The 20,276-nt window shown below is 51.4% G+C and carries 19 protein-coding genes and 2 pseudogenes; all 21 read right to left on the reverse strand.

Annotated features, from left to right (window positions below; all coding sequences use genetic code 11):
• Positions 1–22: 22 nt before the first annotated feature.
• A complete protein-coding gene (locus tag G7K71_RS06465) occupies positions 23–355 on the reverse strand; it encodes a rubredoxin-like domain-containing protein (protein WP_013821232.1) in 333 nt (110 codons plus the stop codon).
• A 180-nt stretch (positions 356–535) separates the two neighbouring features.
• Positions 536–1,006, reverse strand: a complete 471-nt coding sequence (locus G7K71_RS06470; RefSeq protein WP_013821231.1) for a ribonuclease H-like YkuK family protein — start codon at positions 1,004–1,006, stop codon at positions 536–538.
• 25 nt (positions 1,007–1,031) lie between these two features.
• Positions 1,032–1,907 carry a 16S rRNA (adenine(1518)-N(6)/adenine(1519)-N(6))-dimethyltransferase RsmA gene (gene rsmA / locus G7K71_RS06475; protein WP_166344380.1) on the reverse strand — a complete coding sequence of 292 codons (876 nt, stop codon included), beginning with the start codon at positions 1,905–1,907 and terminating at the stop codon, positions 1,032–1,034.
• Between the two features lie 158 nt (positions 1,908–2,065).
• The gene (locus tag G7K71_RS06480; RefSeq protein ID WP_166344382.1) at positions 2,066–3,085 is read right to left on the reverse strand and encodes a ubiquitin-like domain-containing protein; all 1,020 of its coding nucleotides are present in this window, start codon (positions 3,083–3,085) and stop codon (positions 2,066–2,068) included.
• A 300-nt stretch (positions 3,086–3,385) separates the two neighbouring features.
• The gene (locus G7K71_RS06485; protein ID WP_013821228.1) at positions 3,386–3,706 is read right to left on the reverse strand and encodes a DUF6951 family protein; all 321 of its coding nucleotides are present in this window, start codon (positions 3,704–3,706) and stop codon (positions 3,386–3,388) included.
• 388 nt (positions 3,707–4,094) lie between these two features.
• Positions 4,095–5,129: an ISNCY family transposase gene (locus G7K71_RS06490; RefSeq protein WP_243174585.1), complete on the reverse strand. Its 1,035-nt coding sequence runs from the start codon at positions 5,127–5,129 to the stop codon at positions 4,095–4,097.
• A 312-nt stretch (positions 5,130–5,441) separates the two neighbouring features.
• Complete coding sequence (locus G7K71_RS06495; protein WP_166344384.1) at positions 5,442–6,215, reverse strand: ABC transporter ATP-binding protein; 774 nt, start codon at positions 6,213–6,215, stop codon at positions 5,442–5,444.
• Positions 6,212–7,045 carry an ABC transporter permease gene (locus G7K71_RS06500; RefSeq protein WP_166344386.1) on the reverse strand — a complete coding sequence of 278 codons (834 nt, stop codon included), beginning with the start codon at positions 7,043–7,045 and terminating at the stop codon, positions 6,212–6,214. The genes G7K71_RS06495 and G7K71_RS06500 overlap by 4 nt, the downstream gene beginning before the upstream one ends.
• A complete protein-coding gene (locus G7K71_RS06505; RefSeq protein WP_166344388.1) occupies positions 7,042–8,004 on the reverse strand; it encodes an ABC transporter substrate-binding protein in 963 nt (320 codons plus the stop codon). The genes G7K71_RS06500 and G7K71_RS06505 overlap by 4 nt, the downstream gene beginning before the upstream one ends.
• A gap of 101 nt (positions 8,005–8,105) precedes the next feature.
• Complete coding sequence (locus G7K71_RS06510) at positions 8,106–9,086, reverse strand: radical SAM protein (RefSeq protein ID WP_166344390.1); 981 nt, start codon at positions 9,084–9,086, stop codon at positions 8,106–8,108.
• A gap of 46 nt (positions 9,087–9,132) precedes the next feature.
• Positions 9,133–9,507: a PadR family transcriptional regulator gene (locus tag G7K71_RS06515; protein ID WP_243174587.1), complete on the reverse strand. Its 375-nt coding sequence runs from the start codon at positions 9,505–9,507 to the stop codon at positions 9,133–9,135.
• 171 nt (positions 9,508–9,678) lie between these two features.
• Complete coding sequence (locus tag G7K71_RS06520) at positions 9,679–9,990, reverse strand: DUF6951 family protein (protein WP_072869538.1); 312 nt, start codon at positions 9,988–9,990, stop codon at positions 9,679–9,681.
• A gap of 37 nt (positions 9,991–10,027) precedes the next feature.
• A complete protein-coding gene (locus G7K71_RS06525; RefSeq protein WP_207712682.1) occupies positions 10,028–11,104 on the reverse strand; it encodes a uroporphyrinogen decarboxylase family protein in 1,077 nt (358 codons plus the stop codon).
• Positions 11,105–11,225: 121 nt separating this feature from the next.
• Positions 11,226–11,492: pseudogene (locus tag G7K71_RS06530) on the reverse strand ((2Fe-2S)-binding protein); the annotation flags it as partial.
• Between the two features lie 96 nt (positions 11,493–11,588).
• Entirely contained in the window at positions 11,589–13,169 is a 1,581-nt protein-coding gene (locus tag G7K71_RS06535) for an IS1634 family transposase (protein ID WP_166344394.1), read from the reverse strand.
• Positions 13,170–13,326: 157 nt separating this feature from the next.
• A pseudogene (locus G7K71_RS20190) lies at positions 13,327–13,482 on the reverse strand ((2Fe-2S)-binding protein); the annotation flags it as partial.
• A gap of 17 nt (positions 13,483–13,499) precedes the next feature.
• On the reverse strand, positions 13,500–16,415 hold the full coding sequence (locus tag G7K71_RS06540) for a nitric oxide reductase activation protein NorD (protein WP_166344396.1): 2,916 nt from the start codon (positions 16,413–16,415) through the stop codon (positions 13,500–13,502).
• A 17-nt stretch (positions 16,416–16,432) separates the two neighbouring features.
• Positions 16,433–17,257, reverse strand: a complete 825-nt coding sequence (locus G7K71_RS06545; protein WP_166344398.1) for a CbbQ/NirQ/NorQ/GpvN family protein — start codon at positions 17,255–17,257, stop codon at positions 16,433–16,435.
• A 27-nt stretch (positions 17,258–17,284) separates the two neighbouring features.
• On the reverse strand, positions 17,285–18,175 hold the full coding sequence (locus tag G7K71_RS06550) for a GTP-binding protein (RefSeq protein WP_166344400.1): 891 nt from the start codon (positions 18,173–18,175) through the stop codon (positions 17,285–17,287).
• Positions 18,176–18,361: 186 nt separating this feature from the next.
• Positions 18,362–19,111 (reverse strand): 4Fe-4S double cluster binding domain-containing protein, encoded by a 750-nt coding sequence (locus tag G7K71_RS06555; protein ID WP_166344402.1) that lies wholly within the window; start codon positions 19,109–19,111, stop codon positions 18,362–18,364.
• A 105-nt stretch (positions 19,112–19,216) separates the two neighbouring features.
• Complete coding sequence (locus G7K71_RS06560) at positions 19,217–20,269, reverse strand: MtaA/CmuA family methyltransferase (protein ID WP_166344403.1); 1,053 nt, start codon at positions 20,267–20,269, stop codon at positions 19,217–19,219.
• Positions 20,270–20,276 lie beyond the last annotated feature (7 nt).

Here is a 20,276-nt window from a genome sequence, read left to right on the forward strand (position 1 = left end):
TAGCAACCCAAAAAATTAAATTTCAACCCCATTTACCCTTGGAGATATGGGTCTGGATTTCGGCTTTGGCCATCTGGGCCAAAATGTGGGCCTGTTTTTTGGCCGCCTGGAACACGATGAGGCAGCCGGGGTCCAGATTATCCTTGATACCTTCATCGGCCAGAGCTTCCACCTTTTGCATGAGGGCAATCAGTTTGGCGTGGAGATTGTTGGTGTAGCGGGAGCGCTCGATGAGCCTGGCTTCTTCATCAGTCAATTGGGCGAACTTTTCCCGCGGCGCACCACATTTGGGGCATTTTTCCGGGGGCTGATCTCCGTCATGGATGTAGCCACAAACACCACAACGCCATTTCATTGATTCTTTCGCCTCCTTCGATAATTATTTTCGATAATTATTTTGAAAAACCCTGCTTATAATTCCCCTCTTTATATTATAGTAATAATTATCCTTACTATCAAGGTTTATTTTTCCATTTTGGCTGAAAAATTTTTAATAAATTTGTCGAAAAGTGTGCCGGCCCAACCGGAGAGGAACCTATTTTGTGTGTTTGTCGGCCACGCTGAAAGCACCGTAGGCTTCGGGTTTAATCTTGGCCTGGAAGCCGCTGCCCGTAACCATGCCCACCACTTCCCGGATCAGGTCTCTGGTTTCACCCTGGGTACCCACGTCTATGTGGATTTCCACCTGCAAATCATCCAGGCCGCACTCGGCAAGATACCTGGCAATTAAGCCGCCTAATTCCAGACTTAAGGCAGTTTCGTAAAAGATTTTCTGCCGTAAGCTCTTTATTTTGCGCTGGAGCTTTTTGCGGTAGTAATAGCGGGCACCCTTACCCAACCGGTGGACAATAACAGCCGTGATGAAACAGGTTTCCTGTTTCACCTGGGAATCGGAGCCAATAATAATCTTATAAGCCGAACTGGGCAGGCCGGTAATATAACCCATGATATCGGCCATCATTTGTTCAAAGGTTAACCTTCCTTTAGTAGGACTGGTAAAGTACATGGCTACCTCCCCATAGCCTCTTAATTCAGCATTCCCTCAGGCGTTGCCGGCAGGCCCTGGCCAGGGCGGCAAATTCTTTCAGGCCCAGGGTCTCGCCCCGGCAACGGGGATCAATACCGGCCCGTTTTAAAACTTCCTCCCAGGTCGCCCGGGTCCAGCCGGGAAAAATTCTGGCCCCGGCCAGGGCGTTGGCCAGCGTTTTGCGTCGCTGGCCAAAGGCCCCGCGCACCAGGGTGAAAAAAAGATCCTCATCATCAACCGCCACTTCCGGTTCTTGCCGTTTGGCCAGCCGTACCACCGCCGAATCCACTTCGGGCTGCGGAAAAAAAACCGTCCGGGGAACACGAAACAGAATCTCCGGGCGGCAGTAATATTGCACCGCAACAGTAAACGCCCCATAATCTTTGCTCCCAGGCCCGGCCACAAGCCTTTCAGCAACCTCCAGCTGGATCATGAGCACCATTCCGGCAACACCGGATTGACGTAAAAGGTGCATGATTAGAGGGGTGGTGATGTAATAGGGGAGATTGGCCACCACTTTGTAGGTTGTTGCTCCCGTGACTTCCGCCACCAGCCGGTCGAAATCTACTTTCAGGGCGTCTTTAAACACTACAGTGACATTTTGTAGTCCGCCCAAAACCTCTTCCAGCACGGGTAATAGCCTTTTGTCCAGTTCTACGGCCACCACATGGAAGCAAGTGCCGGCCAGGGCCGCCGTGAGGGTGCCGGCACCCGGGCCAATTTCCACCACTACATCCCCTGGTAAAAACCGGCTGGCTTTCACGATCTTGCGCACCATATTTCCATCCATTAAAAAGTTTTGTCCCAGTGATTTGCGCAAATGAATGTTGTGCTTTTCTAAAATGGCCCTTACCTTGCCGGGAGAAACCTGCTCGGACACACGTAAACCCTCACTCACCAGTTATTAACATATTCATATTATACCCTATTTAATTTCCGTAATAAATTAAAAAAGGGGGATTTCCCCCTTTTTTAACGAGGTTTTAACATTCACATCAGCTCTTTTGTCCGTTGAACAATTATCCGGGCTACACCACATTATTCCAGGACGTAAACGTTCACCCGGCGGACACCCCAGCGCCTGGCCTCGGCTGCACTTTCCATGAAAAGGTCAATCCGGTTCCCCCGGATGCTGGAACCCACATCAAGAGCCGTGGCATAACCATAGCCCTCCACGTAAAGGCGGGTACCCAGGGGAATTACCCGGGGATCCACTGCCACCACGCCATAACGAGGGGGTACTCCGGAGGCAGTGTTGTTACCCGAATAAGTATAGGCTGTAGCCACCATATCAATCACCCGGTTGAACCGGATGTCCCGGCCACCCCGGGAAACCTGTTGTAGCGTGCCCACCCGGACAACCCGGTCCACGGGGGGTGTAACCACCTGGCTGGCCTCCATGACCCTTTTAACCTCCCGGCCGTCATGGTAGACCAGCACCCAGCGCTGCTTTTCCTTTCCCTGCCGGCCGGCCTGGACTACCTTTACCTGCCCGCGCAACAGGTTGGGGTCCGGTTCCCGGCGGATCGAATAAGGAACGGGAACCACTATCTCCTTGGCCACCTGGCGCACCCTGATCACGCGAATGGTCATCCCCGAACGAACTTCCTCTTCGGGGCCGGGTGTAACTATGTCTTCCTTGCCCGGTAGAATCTTTGCCTCTTGAAGCGCTTCCCGGACAGTGGATGCTGCAGTGAGCAGTTTTAAAGTTTTTCCGCCGGCAGTTACCGTAACCGGCACCGCCCGTTTAACTACCACCCGCATTCCTTCGGTAACCGGCGCGGCAAGATCCGGTTCCACCCGGTCCCGGGGACCCAACTGGATACCTTGTGCTTTCAAAAAATCTCCTACTGTATCGACCCGGGTTTCGAGAGTAATTTCCTTTCCGTCCACCACCAGGGTAATATTTTTTTTCGCCCAGGCATACCCGGCAAAGACCAGGCTTCCCACTACGACCACGAGTAACAAACACAGGGACAGCAATGTGAGGCGGAAATTACGGGGATGGATACCACCACGAAAGGGATTTTGCGGGCGACCGAGGGTATACCATTCCACATTATCCCTCCTTTTGCATTTGCTGTCGCCAGTTAGCTGAATCACCGGGTATTATTCGAGGCGCCAGAAGTATTTTCCTGCCGTTAAAAAGAAAAAGTTATGTCGATAAACGGCATCAGGTTGTTGGCACATCTTAAACTTTTATGAGGTTGCTGGCAAAGCCTTTTGCTTTATCCTATGCAGGAAGGTTGCAAAAATGAACTGGAGCTTCCCTTGTTCCCTTAATTGTTCTAAATGAAAAAAGTCCCGTTTTTACGGGACGACTTTGTAACCGGGCACTGCGTCTTTAATTCCCTCACCCTAGCCATGGGCGTCAATTTTAATGATCACGTCCCTGGGAACGGCTCCGCCCAGTTCCACCTGAATGGTTTTGATGATGGCGCAGGGCACCGGGCAGTCGGGATGCTTCAGCCTTTTGCTGGCCTTCTGGTATATTACCGAATCGATCATTTTGCCGAAGACATTGCGGCTGCAGTCCACCTCGGCCAGGTCCTCGTTTAAACTGCGCAGGTCCTGGCAGGCACTGATGATTTGCACCCGCACTTTCATCTTGCCTATTTTAGTGACTTTTATCACACTGGTAAACCCACAGGCGCCAGCCATAACTTTGGCTTTGGCCATGTCGCCTACCTCTCTTCCCGGAAAAAACCTAACTTAACTAATTAATTATAAAATAAATACCCTGGTATGGCAACGGGTGAGAAGACTAGTTGTCAAGGGACAGAGAAAATGTCACCCCTCTTGATTAGTGGGTAAGATATTATTGTGAGGTAGAGGTATTGCTTTTTTAGCCGGGTTAACAGGCATACGACGCCAGGGATGGTCTGGCGCTGGCTTATGAGCCTTACTTGCCGGGGCTTTCTTAGGCTTTTCAGCCATCACCTTTGGTGGCTGGGTAAGCTCCCGCAATAAGTAGCGGTTACCTCCATATAGTGCGCTTAAAGAACCATCCAGGTGGGTAAGCACTTCCATTTTAGCTCCCGGGCGCAAGGGGACTACAGAACCTTTATTATCTACCAGTTGGTAGATACGGCCTAGATAAGATATAAGATATGGAGGAACCGCGGGAAGCCTTGCGTTCTTGCCGCAGAGACAGAATTTGCTCCAACTTGGCTGGAGGAGGGCAAGGCTCGTAAGCCGGTTCCGGGCAGGCTGGTGTAACGGCAAAACGCCGGTTAAACCTCTGGATAAAACCTGGCAGGAAGGCATTAGCCTCTTCCAGGGTGGAGACACCAGCCAAGCGGAGCTCAACTACCAGGCGGCTCTGTAGAGTACCCCAGAGGCGCTCTATGCGTCCTTTAGCCTGGGGGGAGCGAGCGGGGATATGATTAATACCCAACTCGGCAATGGCTCGGTCAAGCTGGGTTAAAGGGGCAGTTTGGCCGGCCAGCTCCTCCTCGATGGAGAGCTTGTCCTTCTTAGGCGAAAAGAAAATGGTATGGCGGTCGCTGTATAAACTTCTGGGCACTCCGAAGAATTGTAACAACACCTGAAAATAGCCGAAAAGGCTCTCATTAAGGGTGAAATACAATCCCTGAACTTTACCGGTAGCATCGTCAATAGAACCATGCAAAGTAAGTTCTGGGCCGCGATCCTCCAGCCAGGCAAAAGGACTGGCGTCAAACTGGGAAAGGAGGCCCTCCCGGGGCATACGGTCACGAGACTTTTTACGCCGCGGTGACCTGTGGGTATGGGCCAGAGGAATACCAGCCCCCTTCAGGATCCGGCCAATAGTCTTAGCAGAAAGAGTTATATCATAGAACTCCTCCAGAAGCTCGGCTACCTGCTGACAGCTAGCATCACGAAGAGGGCCCCGGGCCAACATAACAACCTTTTCTTTAGTTTCTTTAGGCACGGCATGCTTGGGAGTCCGACCCCTGTTCTTATGAGCCAGGCCCGCAACACCATCAGCTTTCATCCTCTCCTTCAAGCGGATTACCTGGCGTTCACTTAAGCCCAGGACCTCAGCAGCCTGCCTGTTGGTAATCTTGCCTTTGACGGCCTGTTCAATCACAAACACCCTGCGCGACTCTTTAGCACTCAAAAAGATTTCTCCTCCCATAGTGACATTTTCTCAGTCCGCTTACAGGGTGACAATATCATAGTCCGGTGACACGGGTGAGAAGACTAGGTCCGTGTCAAGATTCAGCTGGTATCTCTACAAAAAAATTTACCGTAATAAAACCTCACCGCTTAAAACATAAGCTTCACAGCGGCGGCCTTGACGCCCACTTCTTGGGTAGCTTGCCAGACGATCATAAGGTGGTGGATAACTAGTATGCTCCCTTTGGTCATCAGCGGGATTCCAATAACCCTACCGGCAAAAAAAGAATTTAATCATAATTTTTAGGGATTTTTATTTAAGTCCTATTAATGTGCTTAGTATCTTGCTTTTCAGTTGGGCAAAACAAGGAGTACCGGTTAACGAAAAAGAACGAGGAAAGCCAAAAGGAACCTGTATTTCCTGAATTATCCTTCCCGGGCGCCGGCTCATAATGTAGATTCGATGTGTTAAAAGCAATGCTTCTTCGACATCATGAGTAACGAATAAAACGGTTATCCTCAGCTTTTGCCAGATGTCAAGTAAAAGCTGCTGCATGGTTAAACGAGACAGGGCATCAAGAGAAGCAAAAGGTTCGTCCATCAGTAACAGTCGGGAGTTCAGTACAAGCACTCGAGCTAACGCTACCCGTTGCTGCATACCGCCGGAAAGCTGGTCGGGGTAATAATATTCAAACGAATCCAATCCAACTATCTGTATATACCTCTTCACCAACCTGGCAATATTCTTCTCCCCCCTGCGCTTGAGACCGTAAGAAATGTTATCCCATACGGTGAGCCAAGGAAAAAGAACGACTGTTTGAAAAACCACCGCCCTTTCCGGAGAAGGTTTTTGGACGTGTTTACCGCAAAAGACAACCCGACCCCGGTCCGGCGGTACAAACCCGGCAATTATGTTAAGCAATGTGGATTTTCCGCAGCCGCTGGGACCCACAATGCCTATGATTTCTCCTTCATCCGCATAAAGGTTGATTTCATCCAAAACTTTTAGCCTTTCCCGGCCAAATTGGCCGGGAAAGGTCTTGCTTACCCCGTCTATAAGCAGGTAATGCCCTGTTCCGTTCTTCATGATACCGCACCACCCGCCCGCGGTTGGTATAATTTAAACATGGTAGTAAGAACCAAATCAGTCACCCGTCCCAAAATCGCTATACAAACCATGGCAACTATAATCATATCAACATGACCCAGCATGCGGGCATCCATCATTACGGCTCCCAGACCCTGGGCAACACCGGTGAGTTCACCCAGCACCAGGTAAGCCCAGGACAGCCCCATACCCAGTCTCAGTCCAGCTACTACGGCAGGGGCTGAGGCCGGTATTATTATCGTGGTGAATAGGGATATCTTATTGGCCCCCAACATTCTTCCTGCCCATATTAGCTGTGGGGGCACCGAGGCCGCACCCTGGGCTGAGTTGACATAAATGGGGAAAAAAGCAGCCAGGGCTATAAGAAACAGAGTTGTTCTCTCTCCCACCCCAAACCAGACCATTGCCACTGGAAGCCAGCCAATTCCCGGAATGGTCCGGAAAAGATGTATCGTGGGATCAATGGTTCTCTTTACCGCAGTAATACGCCCAGTTAAAAAACCCAGGGGCAGCCCTATGGCCGCCGCTAAGCCAAACCCGGAAAAAACTCTGGAAATGCTAGCCAGGGAGTGATCCAACATGGTGCCTGAATAGGGTGTTAGTTGCAAGTTTCCCAAAGCAAAATCAAGGGCAACTTTACCAATCTCCATTGGTCTGGGCAACAAGTAGCCGGGGATATTGCCATCTACCGTTACCAGGTGCCAAACAATTAATAACAGGGCGGGCAGGGCTAACCCTAACGGGTTAAGCCTGCCGTCGATATCTGGCCAACATAAAATTTTAGTCCCCGATTCTTTAAATAACCTCATTTCCCCATATTTTTCCGTGCCTCCTCGACAAAACTTAGATCGAACAGCGCGTCCACGTCCGGCATTTGAGAAATCATTCCCAGTTCATTCATGCGCTTGGCAAGGTTTTTTGCGCGCTGGACATACTCTTTATTCAAATCCCAGGCAAGCTCCATGTTTCCGACAGCTATATCCAAAACTTTCCGGTCCGTTCCAAATCGGGAAGCCAGATTGAGCCATTCCTCCGGGTGACTTTTCAGTTGCTCCGTAGCCATGGCGTGGGCATTTACCAGTTGCTGGATAAGCCGGCGGTTGTTTTTAATTTTGTCGCGGGTGGTAATCATAACCGCGTTAATGGTCCCGATATCTTCTCCGTAATAAGGATAGGCAAGTATACGCCCGTAGCCGTTAACAACGGCCAGGGAGGGGTACGGCTCTCCACTTAAGAAAGCGTCTACAGCTCCTTGGGAAAGGGCCTGCCCCATATCGAAAAAGTCAACCCGCGTGAGATGTACGTCTTTCTCTGGATCGAGCCCCGCCCGCCTTAATACTTCCAGTAGCAGGACATGGTGCATGGTACCCGGTACATAAGCGATTTTCTTCCCTTTTAAATCCGAAGGCTTATGAATTTCTGAATCTTTTCGCACCACCAGCGCTGAACATTTGTTACAAAGACCGCAGACAGCTACCACCGGCTCACCCTTGGAAGCCGCGGTAAGGGCAAGGGCCACGGTTGAACCACACATGTCAAGACTCCCTGCCAGCAAGGCAGCCTTTTGGTCGCCCGGGTTTGTAAAAGGTAAAACCTCTACCTGATATTGATCCGCAAGATACTTTTCATATAAAAAAGGTTGAATGGTTTGAGCGGTTTTCCAAGTGCCTACCCTGGCTTTTGTCCCCGGCGCCGGGGTTTTGCCGTTACAGCTGAGCAGGACAACTAAGGAAAAAGTCAAAACTAAAAAAATTAGTATTTTTTTCATTTTTTTTAACCTCCATCCTTAAATTTTTAATGCCCAGCGCTATTCCTTCTCTATGGCTTGAACCCTAAGCCATATTCAGCATAAGGTAGTGCCAGCCTCCATTAACAGAAGTTATAACCTGCCCTGTTAAACCACTTCTTTGCAGTGTCCATGTCAAAGTTCTTCCATTCACTACGATAGTTCCTGGTATCCCGTGGAACTGCTCCGACCTCCACCACGGTAACGTTTGCTCCCCATTCCATGGCCAACTGGGATGGGGGGTGTACACATATATCCGGCGCTTTATAACCTGCGGCTAAGCGAGTTACGGCCACAATCTGGGCATGCCTGCGCTCGGAAATGACCGGAAATTTTCCCAGGGGAGTACCGGGGATAGGCACCCTTGCCATGGCCCCGGTAAGGGTTGCACCGTACCTCATAGCGGTTAGAAACACGTCCGCCAATTCTTCATTAGAATGTTCGATTCCAACGGGTTCCACCAGAAAGGCTAGCTCTAACGGCGAATTTTTTACGATTTGCAGGGTAGCCATCCTTTCTTCTGGTGCAAATTTGGTGTCGATACCCTCCCGGAGCCTGAGGGAATGGTAGACAACCTGAAATCCTGCTTCTAGTAAAACACCCGCTCTTACATTGTCAAGTTCACCGGTATTTGCCACCAGCTTGTAATTCCCGGGTACAGCGGCTCGGATCTTTTTGGCCAGTGCGGCCAGTTTTTCAATATTGTAAAACTGGGTAGTACGCAAGGTGATCCATTTTGCCCCGCCTGATACTAACTTGCGTGTAAAATCCACCACCTCGCTCGCATTCCACTCGCTTTCCTCTTTAATAATGCCCCATTTATCGCCAAAAGAGCAAAAGTGGCAGTTCATGGGACATTTTTTAAAGTCCACCCCTATAGAGGCCCAGACGCCCGCCCGGTTTTGCGTAATTTCCGCAGCTACTTCCCGGGCAACCTTGCCCAGCTTATCGGCCTCTTTAGAATCGGGATCAATATCAAGCAGTGCAATAATGCTTTTCCGGTTTAAAACTTTTCCCTGCAGCGCACTTTCCCGGGCTTGCTCAATCAGTTCTAAAGGACGCAAATTAAAAGACCTCCATTCATTAATTAAACTGTTATAAATTATAGCATCATGTGCGGTCTTCAACGGTTACTTTCTTTGCTTCCGAAAGTAGCAGGCCTATTATTCGCCTGTATTCTTCCAGGGTATCAATCCAGCGGCAGAGGCATTCCTTGCCTGCTTCCGTGATACGGTAAAATCGTTTGGCCGGCCCTGTCCGGGAGATATCCCAGGAAGAAACGACTAAGCCCCGCTTTTCCATAGTCTTAAGGGAGCGGTAAACACCGGCGGGGTCCGGCTTATAACCGCCGAACATAGGTGTTTCGGCCAGCTTTTGAACAATTTTGTAACCGTGGAGATTTGTCTCCGCCAGAATTGTCAAAATGGCAGGCTGAACCATTTTGTCCAGGTAATTGCCTTCACAGGGACAATTCTTAATTTCCAATATAAGACTCACTCCAATAATAGACTTAGTCATATAGTTTGGCAAAAAAAATATATTGAAGCAAACAAGAAATTGTTATTACAGTATGGTAAGGTTTGTCCAAAAATTTTACCGTAAAAAGATTTCACTGCTTAAAAGTCAGCTTTTCAGCGGCATCGACAACGATAAGTATTAACCGATTACCCTGATGAACCCATCCCGGGGGAGGGCCAACCCGGCGGCCACCTCGATGGCCTTCATAATCCCGGCAGGCACCAAACAGGCCGGATGGGGAATAAAGGGAGAGCTGAGGCGGTATACCTCACTCTCATGCAGCTTGCCGAACAGTTCCTTATATGCGTCGACCTTCAATTGTCCCTGCACTTTTTGCCAGTTGGGACATTCGCTTTCCACCTTCAACTCCACCATACGCCTTTGTTCTGCTGTAGCCGAAACAACGGTATTAAAACCGCAGATACCGCCAAAGATTTCTACTTTGGCCATTAAAAGAACCCCCAGCCCAACTTGATAATAGGCAAACTCAATGGTAAACCCCGTATGTCCGCACCGCCTGCATAATGGCTGCCATGTTCAGGAGCGACCCGTTTGGCGGGAATTCACAGCCCGGTGCCAGAATAAATCCTCCATCGCAGTCCTTGAAGGTTTCAATCTCCCGGCGGCACTCCTCAATAACCTGCTCCGGAGTCATGATCAGACCCAGTTCAGACGGGATCAGGTAGCCCATGGTCACCACTTTCTTACCCCATTTGGCTGCATGTTCGGCCCAATCCTTGCAATCGTCCGCCGGGTAGGCGTGGGAAATGGCCTGCGGATTCAGCCATTTGATCTGGGCGTCGAAATAGGTGGCCCCGCCGCAGTTGTGCAACGCCAAGGCAATGCCCGCATCCCGGATCACGTCACACAACTTTTTAGCGTATGGTCCCTCCATCTCCTCCCACATTTTCTTACTCATGATGGTTTTGCATGCATAAAGGGTATCAACGGCAATCGCGTGTACCCCGGTCTCAATCATGGCCCGGGCGTAATCACACAATACTTCGGTAACCACTTCCAGCCCCGCTTTCACAGCCTCGGGCCGTTTCAGGCAGTCTTTAAACAGGCGCTCATGGCCGCGCAACTGGGAGAGCACCCCCAGGGGACCGTATATAAAGCCGCAGACCACTTTTTCCTTACCCCGGGCCTTTACCACCCGCGATAGCATTTCCAGAACCATTTTCATGCGGGGTGTTTCCCGGGGATTGATTTTTTCTAAACGGTAATAGTCCTCTTCATTCTTAATAAACGGCTTGTTGGTATCGGTGTAGGGTGTGCTATGCGGTGGAAAAACCGTTGCCTGGCCCCAATCGGCCGATTCCACCGATAGGTCAACGAGCCCCACAATAACATCATAATCAAAGAGGTCCACGGACTGGATAAAGGCTTCAGCACAGGCCTCAGCATCGGTGGCCCACTTGGGATAGGTAACGCCGTTAACCCGACGGGCAGCACCGCATAACAACGGAGCTACCGGTACCCGGTCAGGTTTTTGGTAGTTTAAAGCCGCGACTACCCGTTCTACTGAGGTCATCTCTTCGCCCTTGTGCTTGAGTAACATCATAGCAAACCCCTCCTATTTAAAATTTATTACCATAATTTGCAATAATATCTTACAAGATTACTTAATTTGAATCTCTTTGAGCCAAACCTCGTGCAATCACCGATTGCACCGCCGGTTTACATCAACGACCGGCAGGGTTTCTGGTCAGGCATTCTTTACCCGTATTCGCGCCGGTATGACGCTGGATGTCGGCGAAAGACGAACAACACCCTTTTTCAATATGGGCCAGGATCTCCCGGTCGGTCACTCCACGGCAGTAGCACACAGGTACGGGTCCAGCATGCTTTTTGAACCATACCGGCACCTTTAAATCTTTTTCCTCAAATACATTACCGCTACCGTTGAAATAAACTACGGAGCATTCCGACGAGGTGCATAAATCTGAACTTTAACACCCAATCCCAATAAAACCCCGGAAAATCAAGGCTTCCGGGACATAACGAGTTGGCGTGCCACAACATTTTCCCTTATTGTGGTTGATTTGCTAATTAATGATTATTACATGATTTGGAACTCCTATTCCCAGTGCTTTAAAAGCTTGAAAAGCATTTCCTGGTAATTCAGTTCGGCACAAGTATCTTATGCCTTCCAGGGTTAACTCGACGGCTTTTAGATTTTTTAAATCTCTCATGAGATACAAGTATTCAACCTGGCTGCCGGCCAGCTTTAGATACCGGTAAAAAGCCGATTCCAACACCAGCGCCAGAAAACAAACCATGACATGTGCCCTTACCCGGCGGTCTTTCCAGTGGTAGATTGGCCTTAAATCAAGGGTGGATTTTAATTCCCGGAAGGCCCTTTCTACCCGCCAGAGTTCTTTGTATGCCAGAGCTGCCTCTGCGGTGTCCAGTTGGGAGTTGGTCCTGAGAACATACTTCCCGTCATAACGGGCATCTTCTTCCAGAGCCTTCTGATCCACGGCAACATTGGCGCCTGATATTTTCAGAAACCTGCTGTAGCCACTGTTTGATAGCATTGATTTAAGACCTTTTTCGTTGAGCTGTTTTTCCAATTTCTTGACAATCTCTTCCCGGGCTTTTCGGTCGTGTTCAGCCTCCATTGGGTTATAGCAGATAATGTAACGATTGGCATCATGCCAGACTTCTTTTACTTTCAAGTTCTCGGCCACTTCTTTATAACGGCCGCCCGTTTTCAACACTTCCGCAACCGCCTGCATCCGGCGCATTTTTACGCCGACGATATATTCGATATGTTCTTTATCCAGCTCATCCAGAAGTGTTGGGCTAACCATTCCCCGGTCGGCTACGAAGATTACCCGCCGGAGTAGAAACCGTGTTCGGGTATCATGGATGACCTTCTTGAAGGTCTCGATGTCGGCAGTATTACCGGGAAAAACCTGGTGAGCCACCGGTATTCCTTCCCGGGTCATAAGCACTCCTACAATAATCTGCACCCGGTCGGAGCGGTGGTCTTTGGAATACCCGTATTCCGCCAGACCTTCGGGACCATTTCCAGTGAAGTAGGTGGAGGTGGTGTCCCAGAAAACCAGATCCAGTTCCAGGTTAAATAGATTTTTCGTTTGCTCAAATAACTCCAGTTCAATGGTTTCCTTATGTAAGATGAGAAAATCCAATGCCCGGTAAAAATGGTGTAACTCCAGTTCCTTAAAGGCGGGCCGGTAGATCTCGTTGACCCATTCGTTGACCGCCCGCTTGGACAATGGGTCACTGATACGGTTTAGGACCATGGCGTATATGGCTTCATCAAGAGGGCTGGTTATTTCTGTTTTATCAAGAAGGTTTTTGATAATGGCAGCCAGTCCCAGCTTTTCCCACAGGTGCCGGAAGATCAGCTCGGTACCCCATTCTTTTGCCTCTAAGACCATGAGCCTGGCGGCTTCAGCTTGGACCCACCTCTTTTTGGAGAATTTAGCCAGGCTTTCAATTAAACGGTCGAGGCTACCCGACTGGGCATCTTCAATGCGGCCCAGGTTAGCAACAACTTTCTGGCGTACTTTACCGTTTTCACGAACACCTTCAACTATTTGCAAGTACGTCCTTTTGGTGCCATCTTTATTGGCGAAGGTTTTTGTCCTGACAAACATAGCATAATCATTATAACATGGCAATATTGGATATTCAAAGACAGTAAATGGTATACGTGGCACAACATTTTTTGATAATTCCAATATGCACCCTTGATTTTACTGGGTTTTCAAGAGTTGATGGAGCCTAAAACCGGCTTTTACTGTCAAAGTTGAGTAAATGGTAGTAATCTCCTCTTATCAGGGGTAGTTTTTCATCGACCACCAAACTGGATACGGTGATCACCTTTACAGGCAAGCCGGGGGTTTCGCAACGGGGGCAGGGTTCTCCTGGGCGTGCGGATAAACCGGCTCCATAGATATTGTTTTGCATAAGATGTACCTCCCCCGTTAAACGGTCAACTTTTTATAAATTAATGGCAATTTTTCCGGCAACATGGTCACATCGTCAATTACCACATACCCGCCAGGTCCAAAAATTTCCTCCAGATATTCCTTTCCCTTACGATCCACCGTAATGCAAAAGGGCGTTATGCATTTCATTCGTGCTTCCCGAAGAGCCATGCGGCAGTCTTCCCGTGCATAAAGCGTATAGTCTGCACTTAACCAAGAGCGCAGATCGCTGTTGCCTTTAGCAGCGCAGTAATCCACATCGTAGGGCCGCCCATCGCTCAAGATCAGCAGCAGTTTTACCGCTGCCTCTACCGACTGTAGCTTGTTGGTGGCATGCCGGATGGCCGCCCCCAGGCGGGTGAGGCCATCACTGACCATACCCCCGAACTTTTGCTGGACCTGCTGCCCGTATGGCTCGTTAAACTCTTTAACGATGTAAAAATTAACCTTCTGTCTCCCTTCCCCGTTAAACCCGTAGAGGGCGTAGCGGTCACCAATCACCTCCAGTGCTTCGGCCATGATAATAACCGCTTCTTTTTCAATATCCAGAATGGTCTTTCCGTTGTCCAAAACCTGGTTCGTGGAGCCGCTGAGGTCCAATAAAAAGGCCACTGTCACATCCCGCAAACGCTTATCCCGGCGGATCATGAAACCGGTAGCCGGCGCCCCCACGGCTCGCTCGGCCCAGGCCTCCACAATGGCGTCAATATCCTCCTGTTCCCCCTCCTCCTGGCGGCGGTAGCGCCGGAAGCGGTCGGGGCGCAACATGGCGAAATATCTTTTCAGAGTGCTGATCAAGCCGTAATAATCCCTTAACGTTTGTTCCACAAACCGCCGGGTGCTGGGCTGCAAAACAACTTCACCCACCCGGCACCAGTCAGGCTTGTATCCGGCCACCGTAACGTCCCACTCATCGTAGTAGTAAACGTTGCGGTAGGCTGTGTATTCTTCCTGGGAAAAGCCCTGCAAAAGGCTTTTTAAGGCACCGTAAAATTTGCCCGTCCGGTAGGCAGTGGCCGTGCCCGGCGGACCCGGCCTAACCCGAAGGCGGCTTTCAGCCCTCTGCCGGCTCTTTACCGGCGTGAATTCAGCTTCCACCTCGGCATTGACGGCAACCAGGTCCGGCCGTAACCGGCCCCGGTAGAGGGCCTGGGGGTAACGGGCTTCCCCTCCGGCAGCAGGCTTGTCTGCCAGAAAACGGTACCAGGCGGCGGCCACTTCCAGGCTGTCCTTCACGGTAGCCGACCGGTTGGCAAGTATTTTTTGCTGGAGAAGAAGACCCGGCTCGATGGCCAGATCTTCCGGGGCAGGCTGCCCCAAAGACAACCTGGCCAGGGAAGCCAGCCCGGCCTCCCGGGTACCGGAGGGAAAGGACACCGGCGCCAGCCTGCCAAACTCATGGTATTCCCGGACCAGTCCCGGATATCTCACCCGGGTAAGATGATCAACCCGGGCGTCTTCCACCAGTTCAAAAACGGTACGCATCAGGGCATAGTCCGGGAAAAGGTCCAGCCACTCTTCCAGACAGGATACTTCTCCCCGTTGCGCCTCCGGTAAACCAGTGCGCCGGGCCGCCTCCGCCAGTTCGGCTGCGGTTAACCGGTAAGTGCCTTCCGCCAGATGAGCCATTTCGTGCACCAGCATTAATCTTAACAGGGCCTGATTCTTTTCCCGGACCGGAAAAACATTCACGTTTTCCGGCAGGTAAACCCGCCGGCCATCGGTGGTGGCAAACAGGCGATCTCCTCCGGTTATTTCTACGGGGAGAATGTTACTGGGTTTTAAAACAACCGGCCGCTCAAAGAGGGCTGCCCCGTACGTAACCAGGCTGCGCTCCTCCTCCGCCAGTGTGATCCCCTGGCGTAAACCGGCCAGCAGGGCCATACTTTCACGAGTGGCCAAAGCCATCATTTCGGCCAGCTTTTCCGCGTTTTCCCCACACTCCCGGGCCGCCCGTTCAACCCAGGCCCGTACCTCCGGCCAGGTGGCCTGCTGCAAGGCCCGGTGGGTCATTTCAAAAAAGGACCGGGCCACTTTTTGATTACGGATTAAAAGTTCTCGCCCGCACTCTACCCATTCCTTAAGAGCTACCCCCGTACCTGAACCCAGCACCCCCGGGCTGCTGTTCAGAAAGGCGATTGCCGTTTCGACATCCTGTTCGGCCAGGAGCCTGGCCCAGTCGGCCCACTCTGCCAGGAAGGATGCGGAAAATTGTTCGCCCAGGGCACCAGCCAACACCGGAGTGCTGCTGAAATAAGCCTGCGCCACAACCGGAGTAATCCGGGCCAATTCCTGGCCCCAGGTAACCCAGGGAACAAAAAGGTCGCTGAAAGAAGCCTTTTGCCAAAGGCTATGGGCTGCGAAATAAGCCCGCCCCATCTCCACATCCTGTCCCGCCAGGGCTAGACCCGCCTGCACCCATCTCTTCACGGCGCCTCTATCTGGCCACTGGGCCAGCATGGGTAGACTGGCATAAAGCACCGTTGCTGCCGGCCAGTTAATCCGGGCTAAAATCGCGCAGTCCTCCAGTAAGGACTGCTGCATGTCAGGGGGTATCTGTGCTAAAATCCGGCGTCCGGAGCGGATCAACCCCACCGCCTCGGCGGGAGCATACCGAGCCACCAGGGCGCTGCAACGGGCCCATCGAACCAACGCAACTGGAGTAACGATACCGAGGGTGCCCGGGCTGCGGTGTAACCATTCCCAGATTACTTCCCAGGATGCTGCCATGAGCTCCCCCGTCCCTGCCAACCAGTGCTGGTAAAATTCTTCATCCCCGGCCGTCTCCAGAATAGCCACGGCTTGCTGCCAGGCTTCACGCAGGACGGGGTTCATTTTACCGTCCAGGACACCCTCCAGGGTGCTTTTATCTACAGCCCAAACATGTTTTGCCCGATCCTTTATTTCGGCCATTACCTTAATCCTCCGGTCTAGCCCTCCGCCAGCAGGGTGGCGGCAATCTCCTCCAGACTCTTCTGAATTACCTGATCGTCGGTAATAGGTTTAATCATGGCTGTTTTTACCGCTTCCAGCATCTCAATACCATGTTTAACCAGGGTGGCGGCATAAATCACCAGGCGGGTGCTTACTCCTTCTTCCAGACCCCGGTTTTTAAGTGTGCGCATCTTCCCCGCCACTTTAACCAGCTTGGCGGCCACATCGGAGTTTATTTCCGCCTCCCTGCGAACGATTTCTGTCTCGTAATCGGCCGGTGGAAAATCAAATTCCAGCGCTATAAACCTTTGCTTGGTGCTCTGTTTGAGGTCCTTTAAAATTGTCTGGTAACCCGGATTATATGAAATTACAAGCATAAAGGTGTCCGGCGCCTTTATTACTTCCCCCTTTTTTTCCAGTGGAAGAAAGCGCCGGTCGTCAGTGAGGGGGTGAATGACCACGATGGTATCCTTGCGGGCTTCCACCACCTCGTCCAGATAACAGATGGCACCGCGTTTTACAGCCGTGGTAAGCGGTCCGTCGACCCAAACTGTTTCTTCACCCTTTAAAAGATATCGCCCCACCAGGTCGGCAGTGGTTAAATCTTCGTGACATGCCACGGTAACCAGGGGACGGCGTAACCGGTAGGCCATATATTCCAGAAACCTGGTCTTCCCGCATCCCGTGGGTCCCTTGAGCATCACCGGCAGCCGCCCCGCCGCCGCGGCTTCAAATAACTGTATTTCCTTTCCCACCGGGAGATAAAAGGGTTCCTTTTGAGTCCAAACGTCCCCGATTTTCCATTCTACAACGGCGCCCATGCCGGGTAATCTCTCCTTCCCCGGGTTTTATGTCCTGGCCCGGGCCAGGCTTTTCTCAACCGCCTTTTTATCAAAACCTTTGCCGATAAAAATAAACTTATTGCCACTCCCACCCTTTAGTTTCTTAAAATTGATCTGGCCGTGGACCAGGTCAAAGTTGTAGTAACCCTCCCCGGTTTGAAAAATTCCTTTAGCACGATAGATATGACCAAATTTTTCTTCTTTTGCGTCCCGCAGGACCTGTTCAATGCCATCCCGCCGGTAAATACCTTCCGGAGTAATGGCGAGGGAGTCAAATTCATGATCAAAGTGTAAGTGTAGGTAATCAATTCCTTCATGTTTTTCCAGTGCCGGGATTTCGGCCCGGCAGTTTACAGTATGGAGGATGATCGCTGACTGGTTATACTTGCGAATCTCTTCCTCTACCTTCTGGAGCGTTTCCGGCGACACCAAATCCACCTTGTTGATCAGAATAATATCGGAATTGGCCAACTGGTCGGTATAGAAATCACCAAACAGGCCGGACTCAAGGTTGGGCAAAAAACCGTCGGCATCTACGATACCGATGATCGCTTCAATCTCCAAACCCAATTTTTCCTTTACGGGTTCCAGGGCCTCCAGGATACCCGAAGGTACCGCTAGGCCTGATGGTTCAATAATCAGACGCTCCGGGTTGATCCTGGTTTTTATTTCCTCTACCGCCTGCACCAAATCATTTCTCAGGGTGCAACAAATACAGCCACTAGGGAGCTCAACCATATCCACCGCTTCTCCCCGCTGGATCAGTTCAGCATCAATACCGATGTCGCCGAACTCATTTACCAGCACGCCGGTAAGGCCTTCCCTTTTTTCCAGCATGTTACATATACAGGTGGTTTTCCCGGCCCCCAAAAAGCCGCTTACAATTCGAATCTTCATCTCTAACCTGTTCCTTTCACAAAATTTCAATAATGTACTTAATATTTAAATAAATCATTATATTTAATTAATTCATTATCCGCTGGTGCCGCTAAAGGCGGCATGGGGGTCTTATAAAAACCAATTAATTCCGGGGCTAATACTAAAACTGTTATCTGCTCGCCGCAGAAGAAAAATTATGTGTTTTTACCTTAAAACCCACCTGAGGTTCCGCACTTCCTTGAGGCTGGCCTGCCCCCGGGGGCAGGCCAGGATGCAGAGGCCGCAAACATCCTCCCCCACCTGTTGCCGGTTTTTCTCCAGTTGGCGGCGGCAGGCCTCCACATCGATATGGGGCACCAGCCCTTCATCCCGCACCCACTCCCGGTCGGCAATGGCTCCGGTCGGGCAGGCTTCCACACAGCGGCGGCATTTGCCGCAGCGGCCGGAAACATATGGAGCGGCAGAGACCTCCAGGGGAGCGTTGGTCAGCACCGTAGCCCAGCTCAAGCGGGGGCCGTAGGTTTCGTTCACCAGAAGGCCGTTCTTGCCGATCCAGCCCAGGCCGGCGCAGGTGGCCGCCGTCTTGTGGGGAAAGAGGGGGTACAGGCGGGCCACAAACCTGGTGTCATGCCGGTGGGAATCGGGAGGTATGGCCAGGCATTTAAACCCGTGGCTCTTCAGCAAGGAGACCAGGCGTTTCTGCAATTGTTCCAGTTTTAAATCGATCTGCTGGTAGCGGTTAGAATAAATTGGTCCCCGGGTAGTATGGATGAGATTTCGCCCGGGAGAAGGGTGCCGGATGGCCAGGGAAATGGCTACCGGCAGGTGCCGTAATTCCCCGGCCAGGCCCTGGCTGACATCGCCAAAACCCACCAGGGTGGCCCCCAGTTCCAGCAGGTATCTTTTTATTTCAAAGGAAGTCAATGCATGTTTAAGTGCTCTTTCCATGGCCATCCTGCAAACCCCCGTTCCAACAAACCCCAAAGCCCACGCTACCCTTCCAGGCGGAGCGGGGGAAAACACCGGGGTTTTCCCCCCGCCTGGTATAAGGGTGCGCGTTTACCTGTTCTTGCGGGCCCACTTTTCCGAACCGTATTTTTTAACCGTATCCACCATAGCTCGCAGGTTCTCCAGGGGAGCGGTCGGCCAGATGTCGCAGGAGGGCCAGACGGCGTCCACTCCCCCTTCGATACTGGCCAGGACGGCTTTCTCCACGTCTTCCGGCGTACCGTTGCAGAGCACATTGTAGCCGTCCACATGACCGAAGAGCAGCGGTTCAGAACCGATGGTGGCCCGGCTCTTGGCCAGGTCGTTTTTCGTCTCCACGCTGATGGCGTCGGCGCCGCACTCGTTCATGAGGCCGATAATCAGGTTGGTATCCCCGCAGATGTGCAGGATTTTCGGCGACGGAATGTTTTTAAAGATCTTCTCCAGATGCGGTTTAATGACCTGGCGGAAGCTCCGCGGGCTGAGCACGTCGGTGGGAGCGCCCATTTCCCGGATGGTGATGTAGTCCGCCCCGGCCTCCCGGTATCTGGCGGCCATGGTGATGATCAGGTCGGCCAGCCTGTCCAGTAAAATGTTCACTTCATTGGGTTTTTTAAAGACCAGCTTGAACAGGTCGTTCAAGTCCATCAATTGACCGGCCAGGGTAAAGGGACCTAAAAACCAGGAACCGATGGCCACTTCATCGCCAATGTCTTTTTTGAGCAGGGAAATAGCCTCCATCACCAGGGGGAAACGGCCCCGCTCGGCTATATTGTCCGGAATGGTCACCCCGGTCATTTCATCGGGGGAGTGGATCAGCTTCTCCTTAATGGTCGGATACAAAAGGTGCGCCACGTCCTCATAGGTGTTCATGACGCAGCCCAGGGCCTCCGCTTCCACGCACATATCATAGGGAACGACGGCACACTCATAACCAAACAGCTTGTAGGAAGTGGCCGCCGAATTGGCCATTTTTACCGGATCCGTGTGCACTTCGGCAAACTTGTAGCCCAGTTGTTCCAGGCCCGCCGTGGTCACATTACCCATACCACTGTAACAGGCCATGCGGTCCACTTCTTTTCCTTCAAAAAGACCCAGAACCCTATCCCGCGGTTTCATGGACATGGGGTAA

It is taken from the genome of Desulfofundulus sp. TPOSR (genome assembly GCF_011393055.1).
Classification (GTDB): Bacteria; Bacillota; Desulfotomaculia; order Desulfotomaculales; family Desulfovirgulaceae; genus Desulfofundulus; species Desulfofundulus kuznetsovii.

Coding starts and splice junctions, on each gene's coding strand:
- G7K71_RS06465 (WP_013821232.1), bottom strand. CDS start 355: ATGAAATGGCGTTGTGGTGTTTGTGGCTACATCCATGACGGAGATCAG.
- G7K71_RS06470 (WP_013821231.1), bottom strand. CDS start 1,006: ATGTACTTTACCAGTCCTACTAAAGGAAGGTTAACCTTTGAACAAATG.
- G7K71_RS06485 (WP_013821228.1), bottom strand. CDS start 3,706: ATGGCCAAAGCCAAAGTTATGGCTGGCGCCTGTGGGTTTACCAGTGTG.
- G7K71_RS06495 (WP_166344384.1), bottom strand. CDS start 6,215: ATGAAGAACGGAACAGGGCATTACCTGCTTATAGACGGGGTAAGCAAG.
- G7K71_RS06500 (WP_166344386.1), bottom strand. CDS start 7,045: ATGAGGTTATTTAAAGAATCGGGGACTAAAATTTTATGTTGGCCAGAT.
- G7K71_RS06505 (WP_166344388.1), bottom strand. CDS start 8,004: ATGAAAAAAATACTAATTTTTTTAGTTTTGACTTTTTCCTTAGTTGTC.
- G7K71_RS06520 (WP_072869538.1), bottom strand. CDS start 9,990: ATGGCCAAAGTAGAAATCTTTGGCGGTATCTGCGGTTTTAATACCGTT.
- G7K71_RS06525 (WP_207712682.1), bottom strand. CDS start 11,104: ATGATGTTACTCAAGCACAAGGGCGAAGAGATGACCTCAGTAGAACGG.
- G7K71_RS06535 (WP_166344394.1), bottom strand. CDS start 13,169: ATGTTTGTCAGGACAAAAACCTTCGCCAATAAAGATGGCACCAAAAGG.
- G7K71_RS06540 (WP_166344396.1), bottom strand. CDS start 16,415: ATGGCCGAAATAAAGGATCGGGCAAAACATGTTTGGGCTGTAGATAAA.
- G7K71_RS06545 (WP_166344398.1), bottom strand. CDS start 17,257: ATGGGCGCCGTTGTAGAATGGAAAATCGGGGACGTTTGGACTCAAAAG.
- G7K71_RS06550 (WP_166344400.1), bottom strand. CDS start 18,175: ATGAAGATTCGAATTGTAAGCGGCTTTTTGGGGGCCGGGAAAACCACC.
- G7K71_RS06555 (WP_166344402.1), bottom strand. CDS start 19,111: ATGGCCATGGAAAGAGCACTTAAACATGCATTGACTTCCTTTGAAATA.
- G7K71_RS06560 (WP_166344403.1), bottom strand. CDS start 20,269: ATGTCCATGAAACCGCGGGATAGGGTTCTGGGTCTTTTTGAAGGAAAA.